23 protein-coding genes and 1 pseudogene are annotated in these 12,556 nt (G+C 62.6%); all 24 read right to left on the bottom strand.

What is annotated here, in order from left to right; genetic code table 11:
* Window positions 1-54 precede the first annotated feature (54 nt).
* The 24 genes and pseudogenes from NUH88_RS14845 to rplD all read right to left on the bottom strand — a co-directional run bounded on the left by NUH88_RS14845 (window position 55) and on the right by rplD (window position 12,481).
* Entirely contained in the window at window positions 55-1,071 is a 1,017-nt protein-coding gene (locus tag NUH88_RS14845) for a DNA-directed RNA polymerase subunit alpha (RefSeq protein ID WP_257767182.1), read from the bottom strand.
* Between the two features lie 116 nt (window positions 1,072-1,187).
* Window positions 1,188-1,583: a 30S ribosomal protein S11 gene (gene rpsK, locus NUH88_RS14840; protein WP_257767181.1), complete on the bottom strand. Its 396-nt coding sequence runs from the start codon at window positions 1,581-1,583 to the stop codon at window positions 1,188-1,190.
* A 35-nt stretch (window positions 1,584-1,618) separates the two neighbouring features.
* On the bottom strand, window positions 1,619-1,987 hold the full coding sequence (gene rpsM / locus NUH88_RS14835; protein WP_257767180.1) for a 30S ribosomal protein S13: 369 nt from the start codon (window positions 1,985-1,987) through the stop codon (window positions 1,619-1,621).
* Between the two features lie 183 nt (window positions 1,988-2,170).
* Complete coding sequence (locus tag NUH88_RS14830) at window positions 2,171-2,746, bottom strand: adenylate kinase (protein ID WP_257767179.1); 576 nt, start codon at window positions 2,744-2,746, stop codon at window positions 2,171-2,173.
* Window positions 2,743-4,087 (bottom strand): annotated as a pseudogene (secY, locus tag NUH88_RS14825) (preprotein translocase subunit SecY). Before secY ends, NUH88_RS14830 begins: the two are co-directional and overlap by 4 nt.
* A 30-nt stretch (window positions 4,088-4,117) precedes the next feature.
* Entirely contained in the window at window positions 4,118-4,621 is a 504-nt protein-coding gene (gene rplO / locus NUH88_RS14820) for a 50S ribosomal protein L15 (protein ID WP_257767178.1), read from the bottom strand.
* A gap of 58 nt (window positions 4,622-4,679) precedes the next feature.
* Window positions 4,680-4,889, bottom strand: coding sequence for a 50S ribosomal protein L30 (rpmD, locus tag NUH88_RS14815; RefSeq protein ID WP_257767177.1), 210 nt, complete (start codon window positions 4,887-4,889; stop codon window positions 4,680-4,682).
* 15 nt (window positions 4,890-4,904) lie between these two features.
* Window positions 4,905-5,459: a 30S ribosomal protein S5 gene (rpsE, locus tag NUH88_RS14810; protein WP_257767176.1), complete on the bottom strand. Its 555-nt coding sequence runs from the start codon at window positions 5,457-5,459 to the stop codon at window positions 4,905-4,907.
* A gap of 13 nt (window positions 5,460-5,472) precedes the next feature.
* Window positions 5,473-5,835, bottom strand: a complete 363-nt coding sequence (rplR, locus tag NUH88_RS14805; RefSeq protein WP_257767175.1) for a 50S ribosomal protein L18 — start codon at window positions 5,833-5,835, stop codon at window positions 5,473-5,475.
* Between the two features lie 11 nt (window positions 5,836-5,846).
* Complete coding sequence (gene rplF, locus NUH88_RS14800; RefSeq protein ID WP_257767174.1) at window positions 5,847-6,380, bottom strand: 50S ribosomal protein L6; 534 nt, start codon at window positions 6,378-6,380, stop codon at window positions 5,847-5,849.
* A gap of 14 nt (window positions 6,381-6,394) precedes the next feature.
* The gene (gene rpsH, locus NUH88_RS14795; RefSeq protein ID WP_257767173.1) at window positions 6,395-6,793 is read right to left on the bottom strand and encodes a 30S ribosomal protein S8; all 399 of its coding nucleotides are present in this window, start codon (window positions 6,791-6,793) and stop codon (window positions 6,395-6,397) included.
* Window positions 6,794-6,808: 15 nt separating this feature from the next.
* On the bottom strand, window positions 6,809-7,114 hold the full coding sequence (gene rpsN, locus NUH88_RS14790) for a 30S ribosomal protein S14 (RefSeq protein ID WP_257767172.1): 306 nt from the start codon (window positions 7,112-7,114) through the stop codon (window positions 6,809-6,811).
* An 18-nt stretch (window positions 7,115-7,132) separates the two neighbouring features.
* Window positions 7,133-7,672 carry a 50S ribosomal protein L5 gene (rplE, locus tag NUH88_RS14785; protein ID WP_257767171.1) on the bottom strand — a complete coding sequence of 180 codons (540 nt, stop codon included), beginning with the start codon at window positions 7,670-7,672 and terminating at the stop codon, window positions 7,133-7,135.
* 23 nt (window positions 7,673-7,695) lie between these two features.
* The gene (rplX, locus tag NUH88_RS14780) at window positions 7,696-8,019 is read right to left on the bottom strand and encodes a 50S ribosomal protein L24 (RefSeq protein WP_257767170.1); all 324 of its coding nucleotides are present in this window, start codon (window positions 8,017-8,019) and stop codon (window positions 7,696-7,698) included.
* The gene (gene rplN / locus NUH88_RS14775) at window positions 8,019-8,387 is read right to left on the bottom strand and encodes a 50S ribosomal protein L14 (RefSeq protein ID WP_257767169.1); all 369 of its coding nucleotides are present in this window, start codon (window positions 8,385-8,387) and stop codon (window positions 8,019-8,021) included. The genes rplX and rplN overlap by 1 nt, the downstream gene beginning before the upstream one ends.
* A 20-nt stretch (window positions 8,388-8,407) precedes the next feature.
* The gene (gene rpsQ / locus NUH88_RS14770) at window positions 8,408-8,653 is read right to left on the bottom strand and encodes a 30S ribosomal protein S17 (RefSeq protein ID WP_257767168.1); all 246 of its coding nucleotides are present in this window, start codon (window positions 8,651-8,653) and stop codon (window positions 8,408-8,410) included.
* Window positions 8,654-8,679: 26 nt separating this feature from the next.
* Window positions 8,680-8,880: a 50S ribosomal protein L29 gene (rpmC, locus tag NUH88_RS14765; RefSeq protein WP_257767167.1), complete on the bottom strand. Its 201-nt coding sequence runs from the start codon at window positions 8,878-8,880 to the stop codon at window positions 8,680-8,682.
* Between the two features lie 20 nt (window positions 8,881-8,900).
* Complete coding sequence (rplP, locus tag NUH88_RS14760) at window positions 8,901-9,314, bottom strand: 50S ribosomal protein L16 (protein WP_257767166.1); 414 nt, start codon at window positions 9,312-9,314, stop codon at window positions 8,901-8,903.
* Between the two features lie 28 nt (window positions 9,315-9,342).
* The gene (rpsC, locus tag NUH88_RS14755) at window positions 9,343-10,023 is read right to left on the bottom strand and encodes a 30S ribosomal protein S3 (protein ID WP_257767165.1); all 681 of its coding nucleotides are present in this window, start codon (window positions 10,021-10,023) and stop codon (window positions 9,343-9,345) included.
* Window positions 10,023-10,403 (bottom strand): 50S ribosomal protein L22, encoded by a 381-nt coding sequence (rplV, locus tag NUH88_RS14750; RefSeq protein WP_257767164.1) that lies wholly within the window; start codon window positions 10,401-10,403, stop codon window positions 10,023-10,025. The genes rpsC and rplV overlap by 1 nt, the downstream gene beginning before the upstream one ends.
* A 17-nt stretch (window positions 10,404-10,420) precedes the next feature.
* Window positions 10,421-10,696 (bottom strand): 30S ribosomal protein S19, encoded by a 276-nt coding sequence (rpsS, locus tag NUH88_RS14745; protein WP_193188683.1) that lies wholly within the window; start codon window positions 10,694-10,696, stop codon window positions 10,421-10,423.
* A 13-nt stretch (window positions 10,697-10,709) separates the two neighbouring features.
* A complete protein-coding gene (gene rplB / locus NUH88_RS14740; RefSeq protein ID WP_257767163.1) occupies window positions 10,710-11,534 on the bottom strand; it encodes a 50S ribosomal protein L2 in 825 nt (274 codons plus the stop codon).
* Between the two features lie 3 nt (window positions 11,535-11,537).
* Window positions 11,538-11,861, bottom strand: a complete 324-nt coding sequence (locus NUH88_RS14735) for a 50S ribosomal protein L23 (RefSeq protein WP_372743568.1) — start codon at window positions 11,859-11,861, stop codon at window positions 11,538-11,540.
* Between the two features lie 2 nt (window positions 11,862-11,863).
* Window positions 11,864-12,481, bottom strand: coding sequence for a 50S ribosomal protein L4 (rplD, locus tag NUH88_RS14730; protein ID WP_257767161.1), 618 nt, complete (start codon window positions 12,479-12,481; stop codon window positions 11,864-11,866).
* Window positions 12,482-12,556 lie beyond the last annotated feature (75 nt).

Genomic DNA, 12,556 nt, shown 5'->3' with positions numbered 1-12,556 from the left:
CAGTTTCGTATCTTCAAGTGCCTCACGGCACTGCGCGTTACGGCTTTAGGCCGCTCAGAACGGCTCTTCGAGCCGCTTGGCAAGCTCTTCGATATTGTCCGGCGGCCAGTTCGGGATATCCATGCCGAGCGCCAGGCCCATCTGCCCCAGAACCTCTTTGATCTCGTTGAGGCTCTTGCGGCCGAAGTTCGGGGTCCGGAGCATTTCCGGCTCGGTCTTCTGAACCAGATCGCCGATATAGACGATGTTGTCGTTCTTCAGGCAGTTCGCGGAACGCACGGAGAGTTCCAGCTCGTCCACCTTGCGGAGCAGGTTCTTGTTGAACGGCAGCTCCTGCTTCTCTTCGGTCTCGACCACCTGCTGCGGCTCTTCGAAATTGATGAAGAGCTGGAGCTGGTCCTGAAGGATACGGGCGGCGTAAGCGACCGCGTCTTCCGGGGTCAGCGAACCGTCGGTCTCGACGGTCACGGACAGCTTGTCATAGTCGGTGACCTGACCGACACGCGTGTTGTCGACCTTGTAGGTGACCTGACGGACCGGGCTGAAGATCGCATCGACCGGGATCAGGCCGATCGGCGCGTCTTCCGGACGGTTGGCACTCGCCGGGACGTAGCCCTTGCCGGTTTCGACGGTGAATTCCATCGACAGGCTGGCACCATTGTCGAGGGTGCAGATCACGAGATCGGGGTTCATCACCTCGATGTCGGAGCCCGCCTCGATCATGCCGGCGGTGACTTCACCCGGACCTTCGGCCTTCAGGCGCATCTTGCGCGGGCCTTCGCTGTGAGCCCGAAGCGCGATCGCCTTGATGTTGAGGACCATGTCGGTCACGTCCTCGCGGACACCCGCGACGGACGAGAATTCGTGCAGGACGCCGTCGATCTGCACCGAAGTGACCGCCGCTCCCTGGAGGGAGGACAGCAGGATGCGGCGCAGCGCGTTACCGAGGGTCAAACCGAATCCGCGCTCCAGCGGCTCCGCCACGATCGTCGCCTTGCGGGCGGGATCCGAACCCGGTTGAACATCGAGCTTGTTCGGCTTGATAAGAGCCTGCCAGTTCTTCTGAATCACGGGAGTGACCTCATCGTTATCGAGACCCGCGGGCCTCTTACTTACGCTTTCGGCCCCGAAACCGTTCGCTCCGGGGCCACGGGTGTTCCAGTCCGCCGGCCGGGGCCGGCGAAACCTTAGACCCGGCGACGCTTCGGCGGCCGGCAGCCGTTGTGCGGGATCGGCGTGACATCGCGAATGGAGGTCACGGCAAACCCGACGGCCTGCAGCGCGCGCAGCGCGGACTCACGCCCCGAACCCGGGCCGCTGACTTCGATCTCAAGGGTCTTCATGCCATGCTCGGCAGCCTTCTTGCCGGCATCCTCCGCCGCGACCTGCGCCGCGTACGGGGTGGACTTACGGGAGCCCTTGAAACCCATAGCACCGGCGGAGGACCAGGAGATCGCGTTGCCCTGGGCGTCGGTGATGGTGATCATGGTGTTGTTGAAGGACGCGTTCACATGCGCGACGCCGGAAGTGATGTTCTTCCGCTCGCGACGACGTACGCGTGCCTGTGTCGGTTGCTTTGCCATTTATTGCCGCTCCGGCTTGTCGGGTCAGACCCGGATTACTTCTTCTTACCTGCGATGGCCTTCGCCGGGCCCTTGCGGGTCCGCGCGTTGGTGTGGGTCCGCTGACCACGCACCGGCAGGCCCTTACGGTGCCGCAGGCCCCGATAGCAGCCCAGATCCATCAGACGCTTGATGTCCATCGCGACTTTGCGGCGAAGGTCACCCTCGACCACCTGGTCGCGGTCGATGACCTCGCGCAGCCGCGCGACTTCGTCTTCGGTCAGTTCATGAACACGGCGTTCGCGCGGGATACCAACACTCTCGCAGATCTGCGTGGAGGTGGTCCGGCCGATACCATGAATGTATGTCAACGCAATCTCGACACGCTTTTGCGTCGGGATATTCACGCCTGCGATGCGCGCCACGAGCAAACTCCTCAGTACAACGCTTGTCAGCGTCCAACAAAAAAACGGGTCATCCGACCCAGGCACCGAACTCGGAAAATTCGCGCAAGCGAATACGCACGGTTTCTCCGAAACCGAGGGCGCGGATTATACGCAACCGGATTGCCGAGTCAACCGGTTTACCCGCGCCACTGAACTCCAAACTCAGGCCGCCACGATCGTGTCGATCTGAGCACTCACCTCGTCGATGGAGGCCATGCCGTCCACCGTCTTCAGCGCCCCTTTATCCGCATAGTACGGAATGATCGGAGCGGTCTGTTCCTTGAACACGTCGAGCCGCTTCTTCAGCGTCTCTTCGTTGTCGTCGCTGCGGCGCTCGGCTTCCGGCGTCTCCGCGATCCGCGTGCGGATGCGGTCGAACAGGATGCCTTCGTCGACCTTCAGCTCGATCACGTGATCGATCTGAAGCCCTTTGTCGGCCAGCATGACATCGAGGGCCTCGGCCTGCGCCACGGTGCGAGGGAAGCCGTCGAGAATGAAACCGTTCTTGCAGTCCGGCTCGTCAACCCGTTCGGAGATCATTTGAACCATGATGTCGTCCGAGACGAGACCGCCGGAATCGATGATGTTTTTTGCCTTCAGGCCAACCTCGCTGCCGGACGCGATCGCCGCGCGCAGCATGTCACCGGTGGAGAGCTGAACAATCTTGAACTTGTCCTCCAGACGCTTCGCCTGGGTCCCCTTTCCGGCACCCGGAGGGCCGAGCAAAATCAGATTCATCGACGTTTCCCCCTCAATTTTGATTTTTTGATCAGGCCCTCATACTGATGAGCCAGCAGATGCGACTGGATCTGGCCCACAGTATCCATGGTCACCGTCACGACGATGAGCAGGCTCGTTCCCCCGAAATAGAAGGGTACCTGATATTGGCTGATCAGAATCTCCGGCAGGATACAGATCGCCGCGAGATAGGCGGCGCCCAGAACCGTGAGCCTGGTCAGAACATAATCGAGATAATCCGCGGTGTTCTTACCCGGACGGATGCCCGGCACGAAGCCGCCGTATTTGCGCAGGTTGTCCGCGGTCTCCGCCGGGTTGAACACGATGGCGGTATAGAAGAACGCGAAGAACACGATCAGCGAGACGAAGATCGCCAGATAGAGCGGCTGACCGCGGCCGACCATCGCCGTGAAGGTAGTCAGCCATTCCGGTCCCGCACCGCCCGCCGCGCTCATCTGCGCGACCGTGACCGGCATCAACAGGATGGAACTGGCAAAGATCGGCGGGATCACGCCCGAGACGTTGATCTTCAGCGGCAGATGCGAGTTTTCGCCCCCGAACATGCGGTTGCCGACCTGTCGCTTCGGATATTGCACGGTGATCCGGCGCTGCGAGCGCTCGATGAACACGATCCCGGCGATGACCGCGACGGCCATAATCAGGATCAACACGATCACGGCGGCAGAGAGCGCCCCGGTCCGGCCGAGCTCGAGCGTTCCCGCAAGAGCGGACGGCAGCTGCGCGACGATGCCCGCGAAAATGATCAGCGAGATGCCGTTGCCGACACCGCGCGCGGTAATCTGCTCGCCGAGCCACATCAGGAAGACAGTGCCGCCGACCAGCGTGATGACCGCAGTCGCGCGGGAAGAAGAAGCCCGGATTGCCAACTGCCGTGCCGTCGGCCATGGATTCAAGGCCCGCGGCGATGCCGTAAGCCTGGAACGCCGCGAGGAGAACCGTCAGGTAACGGGTATACTGATTGATCTTCTTGCGCCCGCTCTCGCCTTCCTTCTTCAGGCTCTCGAGGCTGGGCGACACCGCAGTCATCAGCTGCATGATAATGGCAGCCGAGATGTACGGCATGATGTTCAGGGCGAAGATCGTCATCCGCCCGAGCGCGCCGCCCGCGAACATGTCGAACATGCCGAGAATGCCGCCGGAATTCTGCGAGAAGATCTGCTCCAGCACCGCCGGATCGATCCCCGGGATCGGAATGTACGTCCCAAGGCGATAAACGATCAACGCACCCAGTGTGAACCAGATGCGTTTCTTGAGTTCCGTCGCTTTCGCGAAGGCCCCGAAGTTGATCGATGAACCGTATTGCTCGGCGCTGGATGCCATGTCGCTGAACCCAATCAGTCGGTGCCCGATTTACTCGGAGGCGGACTCGCCCGCCTCTTTCGCCGGCTTCGCGGCAGGCGCCGCGACCGTGACGGAACCGCCGGCCTTCTCGACCGCGGCGATCGCGGCCGCCGAGGCACCGGCAACTTCCACCTTCACTTTGGCCTTCAGCTCGCCGGTTGCAAGCAGGCGCACACCGTCACGCAGACGACCGACCACACCGGCGGCCTGAAGCGCTGCCGCGTCGATGGTCTTCTTGGCGTCGAGCTTACCGGCGTCGATTGCCGCCTGGAGCGTGCCGATATTGAGCGGCGCGTATTCCTTACGGAACGGGTTCTTGAAGCCACGCTTCGGCAGACGGCGATGGATCGGCATCTGGCCGCCCTCGAAGCCGTTGATGGCTACGCCGGAGCGCGAGGTCTGGCCCTTCTGACCCTTACCGGACGTCTTGCCGAGGCCGGAACCGGCACCACGGCCGACCCGTTTGGTGGCCTTCGTCGCGCCCCGATTGTCGCGAAGTTCGTTGAGTTTCATCGTTCTTGCCCTCGTTCCGGCAATCGGCCGGATCGCCTTGATGTTCTGCCTGGCCGCCTTAGGACGCGTCTTCGACGCGCACCAGATGGGCGACCTTGCTGATCATGCCGCGAACCGCCGGAGTATCTTCCAGGGTACGCGTGCGGTGCAGTTTGTTCAGACCCAGGCCGACCAGCGTCTGGCGCTGGTCCTTGGTCCGGCCGATCGGGCTGCCGATCTGGGTGACCGTGACCGTCTTGTCGGCCTTCTTTTTCTTCGCTGCCGCCATGGCTCTTCTCCGTCCTTAGGCCTGCGCCGCTTCGGCGTCGCCGCCGGCCCGACCGAAGATCTCGGAGACCTTCTTGCCGCGCTTGGCCGCAACCGCACGCGGGGACCGGACGCCCTTGAGCGCCTCGAAGGTGGCCTTAATCATGTTGTGCGGGTTGGAGGTACCGGTGGATTTCGCCACCACGTCCTGCATCCCCAGCGCCTCGAAGATCGCGCGCATCGGGCCACCCGCGATGATGCCCGTACCGGCCGGAGCCGAACGCAGGATCACGCGGCCGGCGCCGAAACGGCCACCGATATCGTGGTGCAGCGTGCGGCCTTCGCGCAGCGGAACGCGGACCATGCCACGTTTCGCCTGCTCGGTCGCCTTGCGGATCGCTTCCGGCACTTCCCGGGCCTTGCCCGCACCGTAACCGACCCGGCCACGGCCGTCGCCGACAATCACCAGGGCCGCGAAGCCGAACCGGCGACCGCCCTTCACAACCTTGGCGACGCGGTTGATGCCGACCAGCTTTTCAACCAGTTCCGGTTCTTCGCGCGCGTCGCGATCTCGTCTTTCGCCTCGTGCCATGTCCCGGCCCTTTCTAGAACTTCAGTCCGGCTTCACGCGCGGCGTCGGCCAGAGCCTTGACGCGCCCGTGGAACCGGTAGCCGCCACGGTCGAACACGACGTCGGTGACGCCCTTGCTCACCGCGCGCTCGCCGATCAGCTTGCCGATCTCCGTGGCCGCGGCCTTGTCCGCGCCCGTCTTCAGTCCCTTGCGCACGTCCTTCTCGAGAGAAGAGGCGCTCGCCAGGGTCTCGCCCTTCAGATCGTCGATGATCTGGGCGTAGATGTTCTTGGAAGACCGGAACACGGAGAGCCGGGCCTTGCCATTCGCCTTTGCGCGCAGCGCGGTACGAGTCCGCTCGCGGCGACGCTGGAAGAGTTTTTTTGAATTCAGCATGCCCCGATTCCTTACTTCTTCTTGCCTTCCTTGCGCAGGATGGTCTCGCTCTCGTACTTGACACCCTTGCCCTTGAAGGGCTCCGGCGGACGGAACGCGCGGATCTCTGCCGCGATCTGACCAACCTTCTGCTTGTCGGCACCATGGATCGACACCGACGTCGGCTTCTCACACTTCATGGTGATGCCTTCCGGGATCGGATAGTTCACCGGATGGCTGAAGCCGAGCGACAGGACGAGGTTCTTGCCCTCGACCGCGGCGCGGTAACCGACGCCGTTGATCTCGAGATTGATGGTGAAGCCTTCCGAGACACCGGTGACCGCGTTCTGCACGCGGGCACGCATCGTGCCCCACATGGCGCGGGCGCGCTTGGTCTCGGTTTTCGGCGTGACCTTGACCAGGTTGTCCTCGATCGCCACGTCGACTTCGTCGTGCAGCGGAACAAAGAGCTGGCCGAGCTTGCCCTTCGCCGAGAAGGCGTCCGCGCCGATCTCGGCGGTGACGCCGCTCGGAAGAGCGACCGGGTTTTTACCAATACGTGACATCGTCCGCGCTCCGATCAGAATACCTGGCAGAGGACTTCGCCGCCGACATTGGCCGCACGAGCCTCGTTGTCGGACAGGATGCCGCGCGGGGTCGACAGGATCTGGATGCCCAGACCGTTGTAGCTCCGCGGCAGGTCCTTGATCTTCGAATAGACCCGACGACCCGGACGGGACACGCGCTGGATCTCGCGGATCACCGGCTCGCCCTCGTAATACTTCAGTTCGATCGTCAGCTCATTGATGCCTTTGCGGACTTCCGCGCTCGAATAGCCGCGAATGAAACCTTCGCGCTTCAGAACTTCGAGCACATTGCTCCGCAGCTTCGATGCCGGGCTCACCACGACGCTTTTACCAGCGGTCTGGCCGTTCCGGATCCGGGTCAGCATATCCCCGAGAGGATCACTCATCGTCACTGTCAGACTCCTCTCTTACCAGCTAGATTTGACCATGCCCGGGATCTGGCCGATGGAGCCAAGATCGCGCAGGGCGATACGGGACATTTTGAGCTTGCGGTAGTAACCGCGCGGGCGTCCGCTGACCTCGCAACGGTTGCGCAGACGGATCTTCGCACCGTTGGTCGGCATTTCGTTCAGCTGCAGGACGGCCTTGAACCGCTCTTCCATCGGCAGGTCCTTGTCGGCGATGGTCGCCTTCAGACGTGCACGCTTGTTCGCATCGCGCTGAACCAGCTTCTGCCGCTTGTTGTTCTTCTCAATCGCGCTTTTCTTCGCCATGACTCTTCTCCAGCCCGATCAGTTCACGAACGGGAAGTTGAAGCGACGCAGCAGCTCGCGCGCCTCATCATCGGTTTCGGCCGTCGTCACAACGACGATTTCCATGCCCCGGATCGAGTCGACCTTGTCGTAGTCGATTTCCGGAAACACGATCTGCTCTTTAAGGCCCATCGAATAGTTGCCGCGTCCGTCGAAGCTCTTCGGGCTGAGACCACGGAAGTCACGCACGCGCGGCAGGGCGATGTTCACCAGACGGTCCAGGAACTCGTACATCCGCTCGCGGCGCAGAGTGACCTTGCAGCCGATCGGCATACCCTCGCGGAGCTTGAAGCCGGCAATCGACTTCTTCGCGCGGGTAACGATCGGGCGCTGACCGGTGATCAGGGCGAGGTCTTCCACGGCGGCTTTCACCTTCTTGGAATCCTGCACCGCCTCGCCAACGCCGATGTTGACGATGACTTTCTCGATCTTCGGGCATTTCATCGGGTTCGAATAATTGAACGCCGACATCATGTCCGGCTTGATCGTGCTCTCGTATTCTTCTTTCAATCGCGACATATCTGGCCTCGTTTCGAGCGCGCTTAAGCGTCGATCACTTCGCCGGACCGTTTCGCGAAGCGGACTTTACGTCCATCCTCGAGAACACGGATCCCGACGCGCGTCGGCTCGTTGGACTTCGGGTCGATGTGCGCCACGTTCGAGACGTGAACAGGCGCTTCCTTCTCAATGATGCCTCCGGCGGCGAACTGGGTCGGACGCGTGTGGCGCTTGACCATGTTCACACCCTGGACGCGGACACGGTTGGTGCTCGGAATGACTTCCAGCACTTCACCGGTCTTGCCCTTGTCCTTGCCGGTGGTGACGACGACTTTGTCGCCCTTCTTCACCTTGAACTTCGTTGCCATCACAGCACCTCCGGTGCGAGCGAGACGATCTTCATGAACTTCTTGGCGCGAAGTTCACGGGTGACCGGACCGAAGATACGGGTGCCGATCGGCTCGTTCTGCTTGTTGATGAGCACCGCGGCGTTGTTGTCGAACCGGATCGAGGAACCGTCGTTACGGCGGATTTCCTTGGCGGTCCGGACGATAACGGCACGCAGCACGTCACCCTTTTTCACGCGGCCCCGCGGAATTGCTTCCTTGACGGAGACCACAATCACGTCACCGACGGCAGCGACCTTGCGCTTGGAGCCGCCGAGAACCTTGATGCACTGCACGCGGCGGGCGCCGGAATTGTCAGCAACATCGAGGTTTGACTGCATCTGAATCATGTCGTCACTCCTTCCGTCGCTTAGGCTTCGCCGCCGGCGTCTTCAACGACGATCCAGTTCTTGCGCTTGGAAATCGGCGCGCATTCCTGGATCCGCACGATGTCACCGACCTTGCATGCGTTCTGTTCGTCATGCGCGGCGAATTTCTTCGAGCGCTTGATGAACTTCTTATAGATCGGGTGCATAACGCGGCGCTCGACGCGGACGACGATGGATTTGTCGCCTTTGTCGCTCACCACGGTGCCCTGCAAAATTCGCCTCGGCATTTCTCGTCTCCTAATTCCAGCGCGGCTTAAGCGCTGGCCTGCCCGTGCAGGATCGTCTTGATGCGCGCGATCTCGCGGCGCACCTGCCGCATCCGCGCAGTGTTCTCCAGCTGTCCGTTGGCGCGCTGGAAGCGGAGGTTGAAGGCCTCCTTCTTCAGGTCCACCAGGCTGGTCTTCAGCTCATCGGCCGTCTTGGCGCGAAGATCGGTTGCTGCCTTGTTTGCCATCGCTCTTCTCTCCCGCGGCCTTATTCGCCGAGCCGGGTGACGAAGCGCGTATCGACCGGGAGCTTGGCGGAAGCAAGCGTGAACGCTTCTTCGGCCAGGTCCTTCGGAACGCCTTCGAGCTCGAACATGATCCGGCCGGGCTTCACACGGCACACCCAGAATTCCGGCGTACCCTTACCTTTACCCATACGAACTTCCGCCGGCTTGGACGACACCGGAACATCCGGGAAAATCCGGATCCACACCCGGCCAGCACGGCGGATGTGACGGGTGATCGCACGACGGGCCGCTTCGATCTGACGCGCGGTGACCCGCGCCGGCGTGATCGCCTTCAGACCGTAGGAGCCGAAATTCAGCGTCGTGCCGCCTTTGGCGTTTCCGTGAATGCGCCCCTTGTGGGCCTTCCGGAATTTTGTGCGCTTCGGACTAAGCATCGTTCAATCCTCTATCCTATCCGCCGGCTCAGCGCTGGGCGCCGGGCTGGTCGGTCAGCCGCTTCTCGCTGGCGAGCGGATCATGCTCCATGATCTCACCCTTGAAGACCCAGACCTTGACGCCGCAAGCGCCATAGGTGGTCTGCGCGGTGGACTCGCCGTAATCGATATCGGCACGGAGCGTGTGCAGCGGAACGCGGCCTTCGCGGTACCATTCGGTCCGGGCGATTTCCGCGCCGCCGAGACGGCCCGCGCAATTGATCCGGATGCCCTGGGCGCCGAGACGCATGGCCGACTGGACGGCCCGCTTCATGGCGCGGCGGAAAGCCACACGGCGCTCGAGCTGCTGCGCGATGTTGTCGGCGACCAGCTTGGCGTCGATCTCCGGCTTGCGGATTTCGAGGATGTTCAGGCTGACCTCGGTGCCGGCCATCTTGGAGAGATCCTGGCGGAGCTTCTCGATGTCCTGGCCCTTCTTGCCGATCACCACGCCCGGACGGGCGGTGTAGATGGCAATGCGGCAGCGCTTCGCCGGACGCTCGATGACGATCCGGGAGACACCGGCCTGCGCCAACCGCTTGTGCAGATAGCGGCGGATCCGGATGTCTTCGTGCAGAAGATCGCCATAGTCCTTGGCAGCGAACCAGCGGGAATCCCAGGTCCGGTTGATGCCGAGGCGAAGCCCGATCGGATTTACTTTATGACCCATTATTCGGTCTCCCCGCGCTCGCGCACGACAACGGTCAGGTGCGAGAACGGCTTCATGATCTTGCCGACACGCCCCCGCGCCCGCGGACGGAAGCGCTTCATGACGATGCTCTTGCCGACGGAGGCTTCCTTGACGAAAAGCCGGTCGACGTCGAGCTGGTGATTGTTCTCAGCATTCGCGATGGCGGACTGCAGAACCTTCTTCACGTCGTTGGCGATGCGGCGGCGGGAGAAGGTCAGGGCTGCGAGAGCCTTTTCCACATCCATGCCACGGATCATCTGCGCCACGACGTTCAGCTTCTGCGGGCTCACGCGCACATTGCGGAGCACCGCTTTCGCCTCGGTATCGTCCAGCCTGCGTTCGGCCGCACTCTTTCCCATGGTCTCTGCTCCAGTCCTCAGCGCCGCGACTTCTTATCGGCCGCGTGGCCGTAATAAGTCCGGGTCGGCGCGAATTCGCCGAGTTTGTGTCCGACCATGTTCTCGGTCACGAGGACCGGAACGAATTTCTGGCCGTTGTGAACCCCGAAGGTCAGACCGACGAACTGCGGCAAAATCGTCGACCGGCGCGACCAGGTCTTGATGACCTCGTTACGGCCGGACGCGCGCGTCGCGTCGGACTTCTTCAGGAGATACCCGTCAACGAACGGGCCTTTCCAAACAGAACGTGCCAACGTCTATCTCCTCTTACTTCCGGCGCCGACGCACAATCAGGCGGTCGGTCTTCTTGTTGCTGCGGGTGCGCTTGCCTTTGGTCGGCTTGCCCCACGGGGTCACCGGATGGCGGCCACCGGAGGTCCGGCCTTCACCACCGCCATGCGGGTGGTCGACCGGGTTCATCACGACACCGCGAACGTGCGGGCGCTTGCCGAGCCAGCGGGAACGGCCCGCCTTGCCGAGATTGGTGTTCTGCTGGTCCGGGTTGGAAACCGCACCGACAGTCGCCATGCATTCGCCGCGGACCATCCGCACTTCACCGGAGGTGAGGCGGAGCAGGGCGTAACCCTGATCGCGGCCGACGATCTGAACATAGGCACCGGCTGAACGGGCGATCTGACCGCCCTTGCCCGGCTTGAACTCCACATTGTGGACGATCGTGCCGACCGGAATGCTCTTCAGCGGCATTGCGTTGCCCGGCTTGATGTCCTGACGCTCACCGGCAATGACCTTGTCACCGGCCTTGAGGCGCTGCGGAGCCAGGATGTAGGCGAGCTCACCGTCGTCGTACTTGATCAGCGCAATGAACGCGGTCCGGTTCGGATCGTATTCCAGCCGCTCGACCGTCGCGGCGACGTCGAACTTGCGCCGCTTGAAGTCGATGATGCGGTACTTGCGCTTATGGCCGCCACCACGCCAGAAGCTGGTGGTACGGCCCGTGTTGTTCCGTCCGCCGGACTTGGTCAGGCCGCGGGTCAGGGACTTGACCGGCTTGCCTTTCCAGAGTTCCGAACGGTCGACGATCACCAGTTCACGCTGGGACGGCGTCGTCGGATTGAATGTCTTCAACGCCATGGATCAGATCCCCTGGGTAACGTCGATGTCCTGACCGTCAACGAAGGTGACGATCGCCTTCTTGAAGTCGGACCGCTTGCCGAGCTTGCCGCGGAAGCGCTTCACCTTGCCCTTGTTGAGCACGGTGTTGACCGCTTTCACCTTACGGTCGAACAGCTTCTCGACGGCGACCTTGATCTCCGGCTTGGTCGCATCGATGGCAACCTCGAAGGTCACCTGGCCGAACTGCGAGCCGAGGGTCGACTTTTCGGTGACGATCGGGCGGACGATGATGTCGTACGCGCGTTCGTCGCTCATCCGCACCTGGCGGGCGTTGTAGGGACGCATGCTCATTTCAGGCGAGCCTCCAGGCTTTCCACGGCGGCCTTGGTCAGGACCAGGGTGTCGCGGCGGAGAATGTCATAGACGTTCGCGCCCTGCTCCGGCAGCACATCCACGTTCGGGATGTTGCGCGCGGCGCGGGCAAAGCCCTCGTCGAGGGTCGCGCCGCCGATGATCAGGACCGAGTTCCAGCCGAGAGCGGAAAGCTTCTTGGCCAGCTCCTTGGTCTTGGTCTCGCCGGACGCGTCGTCGATCACCACCAGCTTGCCTTCGGCCTGCTTGGCGGAGAGCGCGGAACGCATGCCCAGCTTGCGGACCTTCTTCGGCAGAGCGAAGCCGTGATCCCGCGAAACCGGGCCGTGGGAGATGCCGCCGCCGCGATACTGGGTCGCCCGGAGCGAGCCCGCACGGGCCCGGCCGGTTCCCTTCTGGCGGAACGGCTTCTTGGTCGTGCCGCTGACCTGGGAGATCGTCTTGGTCGCGTGGGTACCGGCCCGGCGCTTGGCCAGCTGCCAGTTCACCACACGGGCCAGGATGTCCCGGCGCGGCTCGACGGCGAACACGGAGTCCGCGACTTCGATGTCGCCGGACTTCTTGTTGTCGAGTGTCGTAACAGGAAGCTTCATGACCCTCAGTCCTTATTCTCGGCGTTGTCGTCAGCCGAGGTTTCGGCTTCGGCCGGGGCTTCCGCTTCGGCCGGC

Origin of the sequence: Nisaea acidiphila (genome assembly GCF_024662015.1) — a bacterium.
Classification (GTDB): Bacteria; Pseudomonadota; Alphaproteobacteria; order Thalassobaculales; family Thalassobaculaceae; genus Nisaea; species Nisaea acidiphila.
The sequence above is the reverse complement of the archived record's forward strand: the minus strand, read 5'-3'. Positions and strand labels throughout refer to the sequence as shown.

Bases quoted from the DNA above. Each gene is read 5' to 3' on its own strand.
- rpsK (WP_257767181.1), bottom strand. From the start codon at position 1,583: ATGGCAAAGCAACCGACACAGGCACGCGTACGTCGTCGCGAGCGGAAG.
- NUH88_RS14830 (WP_257767179.1), bottom strand. From the start codon at position 2,746: ATGAATCTGATTTTGCTCGGCCCTCCGGGTGCCGGAAAGGGGACCCAG.
- rplO (WP_257767178.1), bottom strand. From the start codon at position 4,621: ATGAAACTCAACGAACTTCGCGACAATCGGGGCGCGACGAAGGCCACC.
- rpmD (WP_257767177.1), bottom strand. From the start codon at position 4,889: ATGGCGGCAGCGAAGAAAAAGAAGGCCGACAAGACGGTCACGGTCACC.
- rpsE (WP_257767176.1), bottom strand. From the start codon at position 5,459: ATGGCACGAGGCGAAAGACGAGATCGCGACGCGCGCGAAGAACCGGAA.
- rplR (WP_257767175.1), bottom strand. From the start codon at position 5,835: ATGCTGAATTCAAAAAAACTCTTCCAGCGTCGCCGCGAGCGGACTCGT.
- rplF (WP_257767174.1), bottom strand. From the start codon at position 6,380: ATGTCACGTATTGGTAAAAACCCGGTCGCTCTTCCGAGCGGCGTCACC.
- rpsN (WP_257767172.1), bottom strand. From the start codon at position 7,114: ATGGCGAAGAAAAGCGCGATTGAGAAGAACAACAAGCGGCAGAAGCTG.
- rplE (WP_257767171.1), bottom strand. From the start codon at position 7,672: ATGTCGCGATTGAAAGAAGAATACGAGAGCACGATCAAGCCGGACATG.
- rplX (WP_257767170.1), bottom strand. From the start codon at position 8,019: ATGGCAACGAAGTTCAAGGTGAAGAAGGGCGACAAAGTCGTCGTCACC.
- rplN (WP_257767169.1), bottom strand. From the start codon at position 8,387: ATGATTCAGATGCAGTCAAACCTCGATGTTGCTGACAATTCCGGCGCC.
- rpsQ (WP_257767168.1), bottom strand. From the start codon at position 8,653: ATGCCGAGGCGAATTTTGCAGGGCACCGTGGTGAGCGACAAAGGCGAC.
- rpmC (WP_257767167.1), bottom strand. From the start codon at position 8,880: ATGGCAAACAAGGCAGCAACCGATCTTCGCGCCAAGACGGCCGATGAG.
- rplP (WP_257767166.1), bottom strand. From the start codon at position 9,314: ATGCTTAGTCCGAAGCGCACAAAATTCCGGAAGGCCCACAAGGGGCGC.
- rpsC (WP_257767165.1), bottom strand. From the start codon at position 10,023: ATGGGTCATAAAGTAAATCCGATCGGGCTTCGCCTCGGCATCAACCGG.
- rplV (WP_257767164.1), bottom strand. From the start codon at position 10,403: ATGGGAAAGAGTGCGGCCGAACGCAGGCTGGACGATACCGAGGCGAAA.
- rplB (WP_257767163.1), bottom strand. From the start codon at position 11,534: ATGGCGTTGAAGACATTCAATCCGACGACGCCGTCCCAGCGTGAACTG.
- NUH88_RS14735 (WP_372743568.1), bottom strand. From the start codon at position 11,861: ATGCGTCCCTACAACGCCCGCCAGGTGCGGATGAGCGACGAACGCGCG.
- rplD (WP_257767161.1), bottom strand. From the start codon at position 12,481: ATGAAGCTTCCTGTTACGACACTCGACAACAAGAAGTCCGGCGACATC.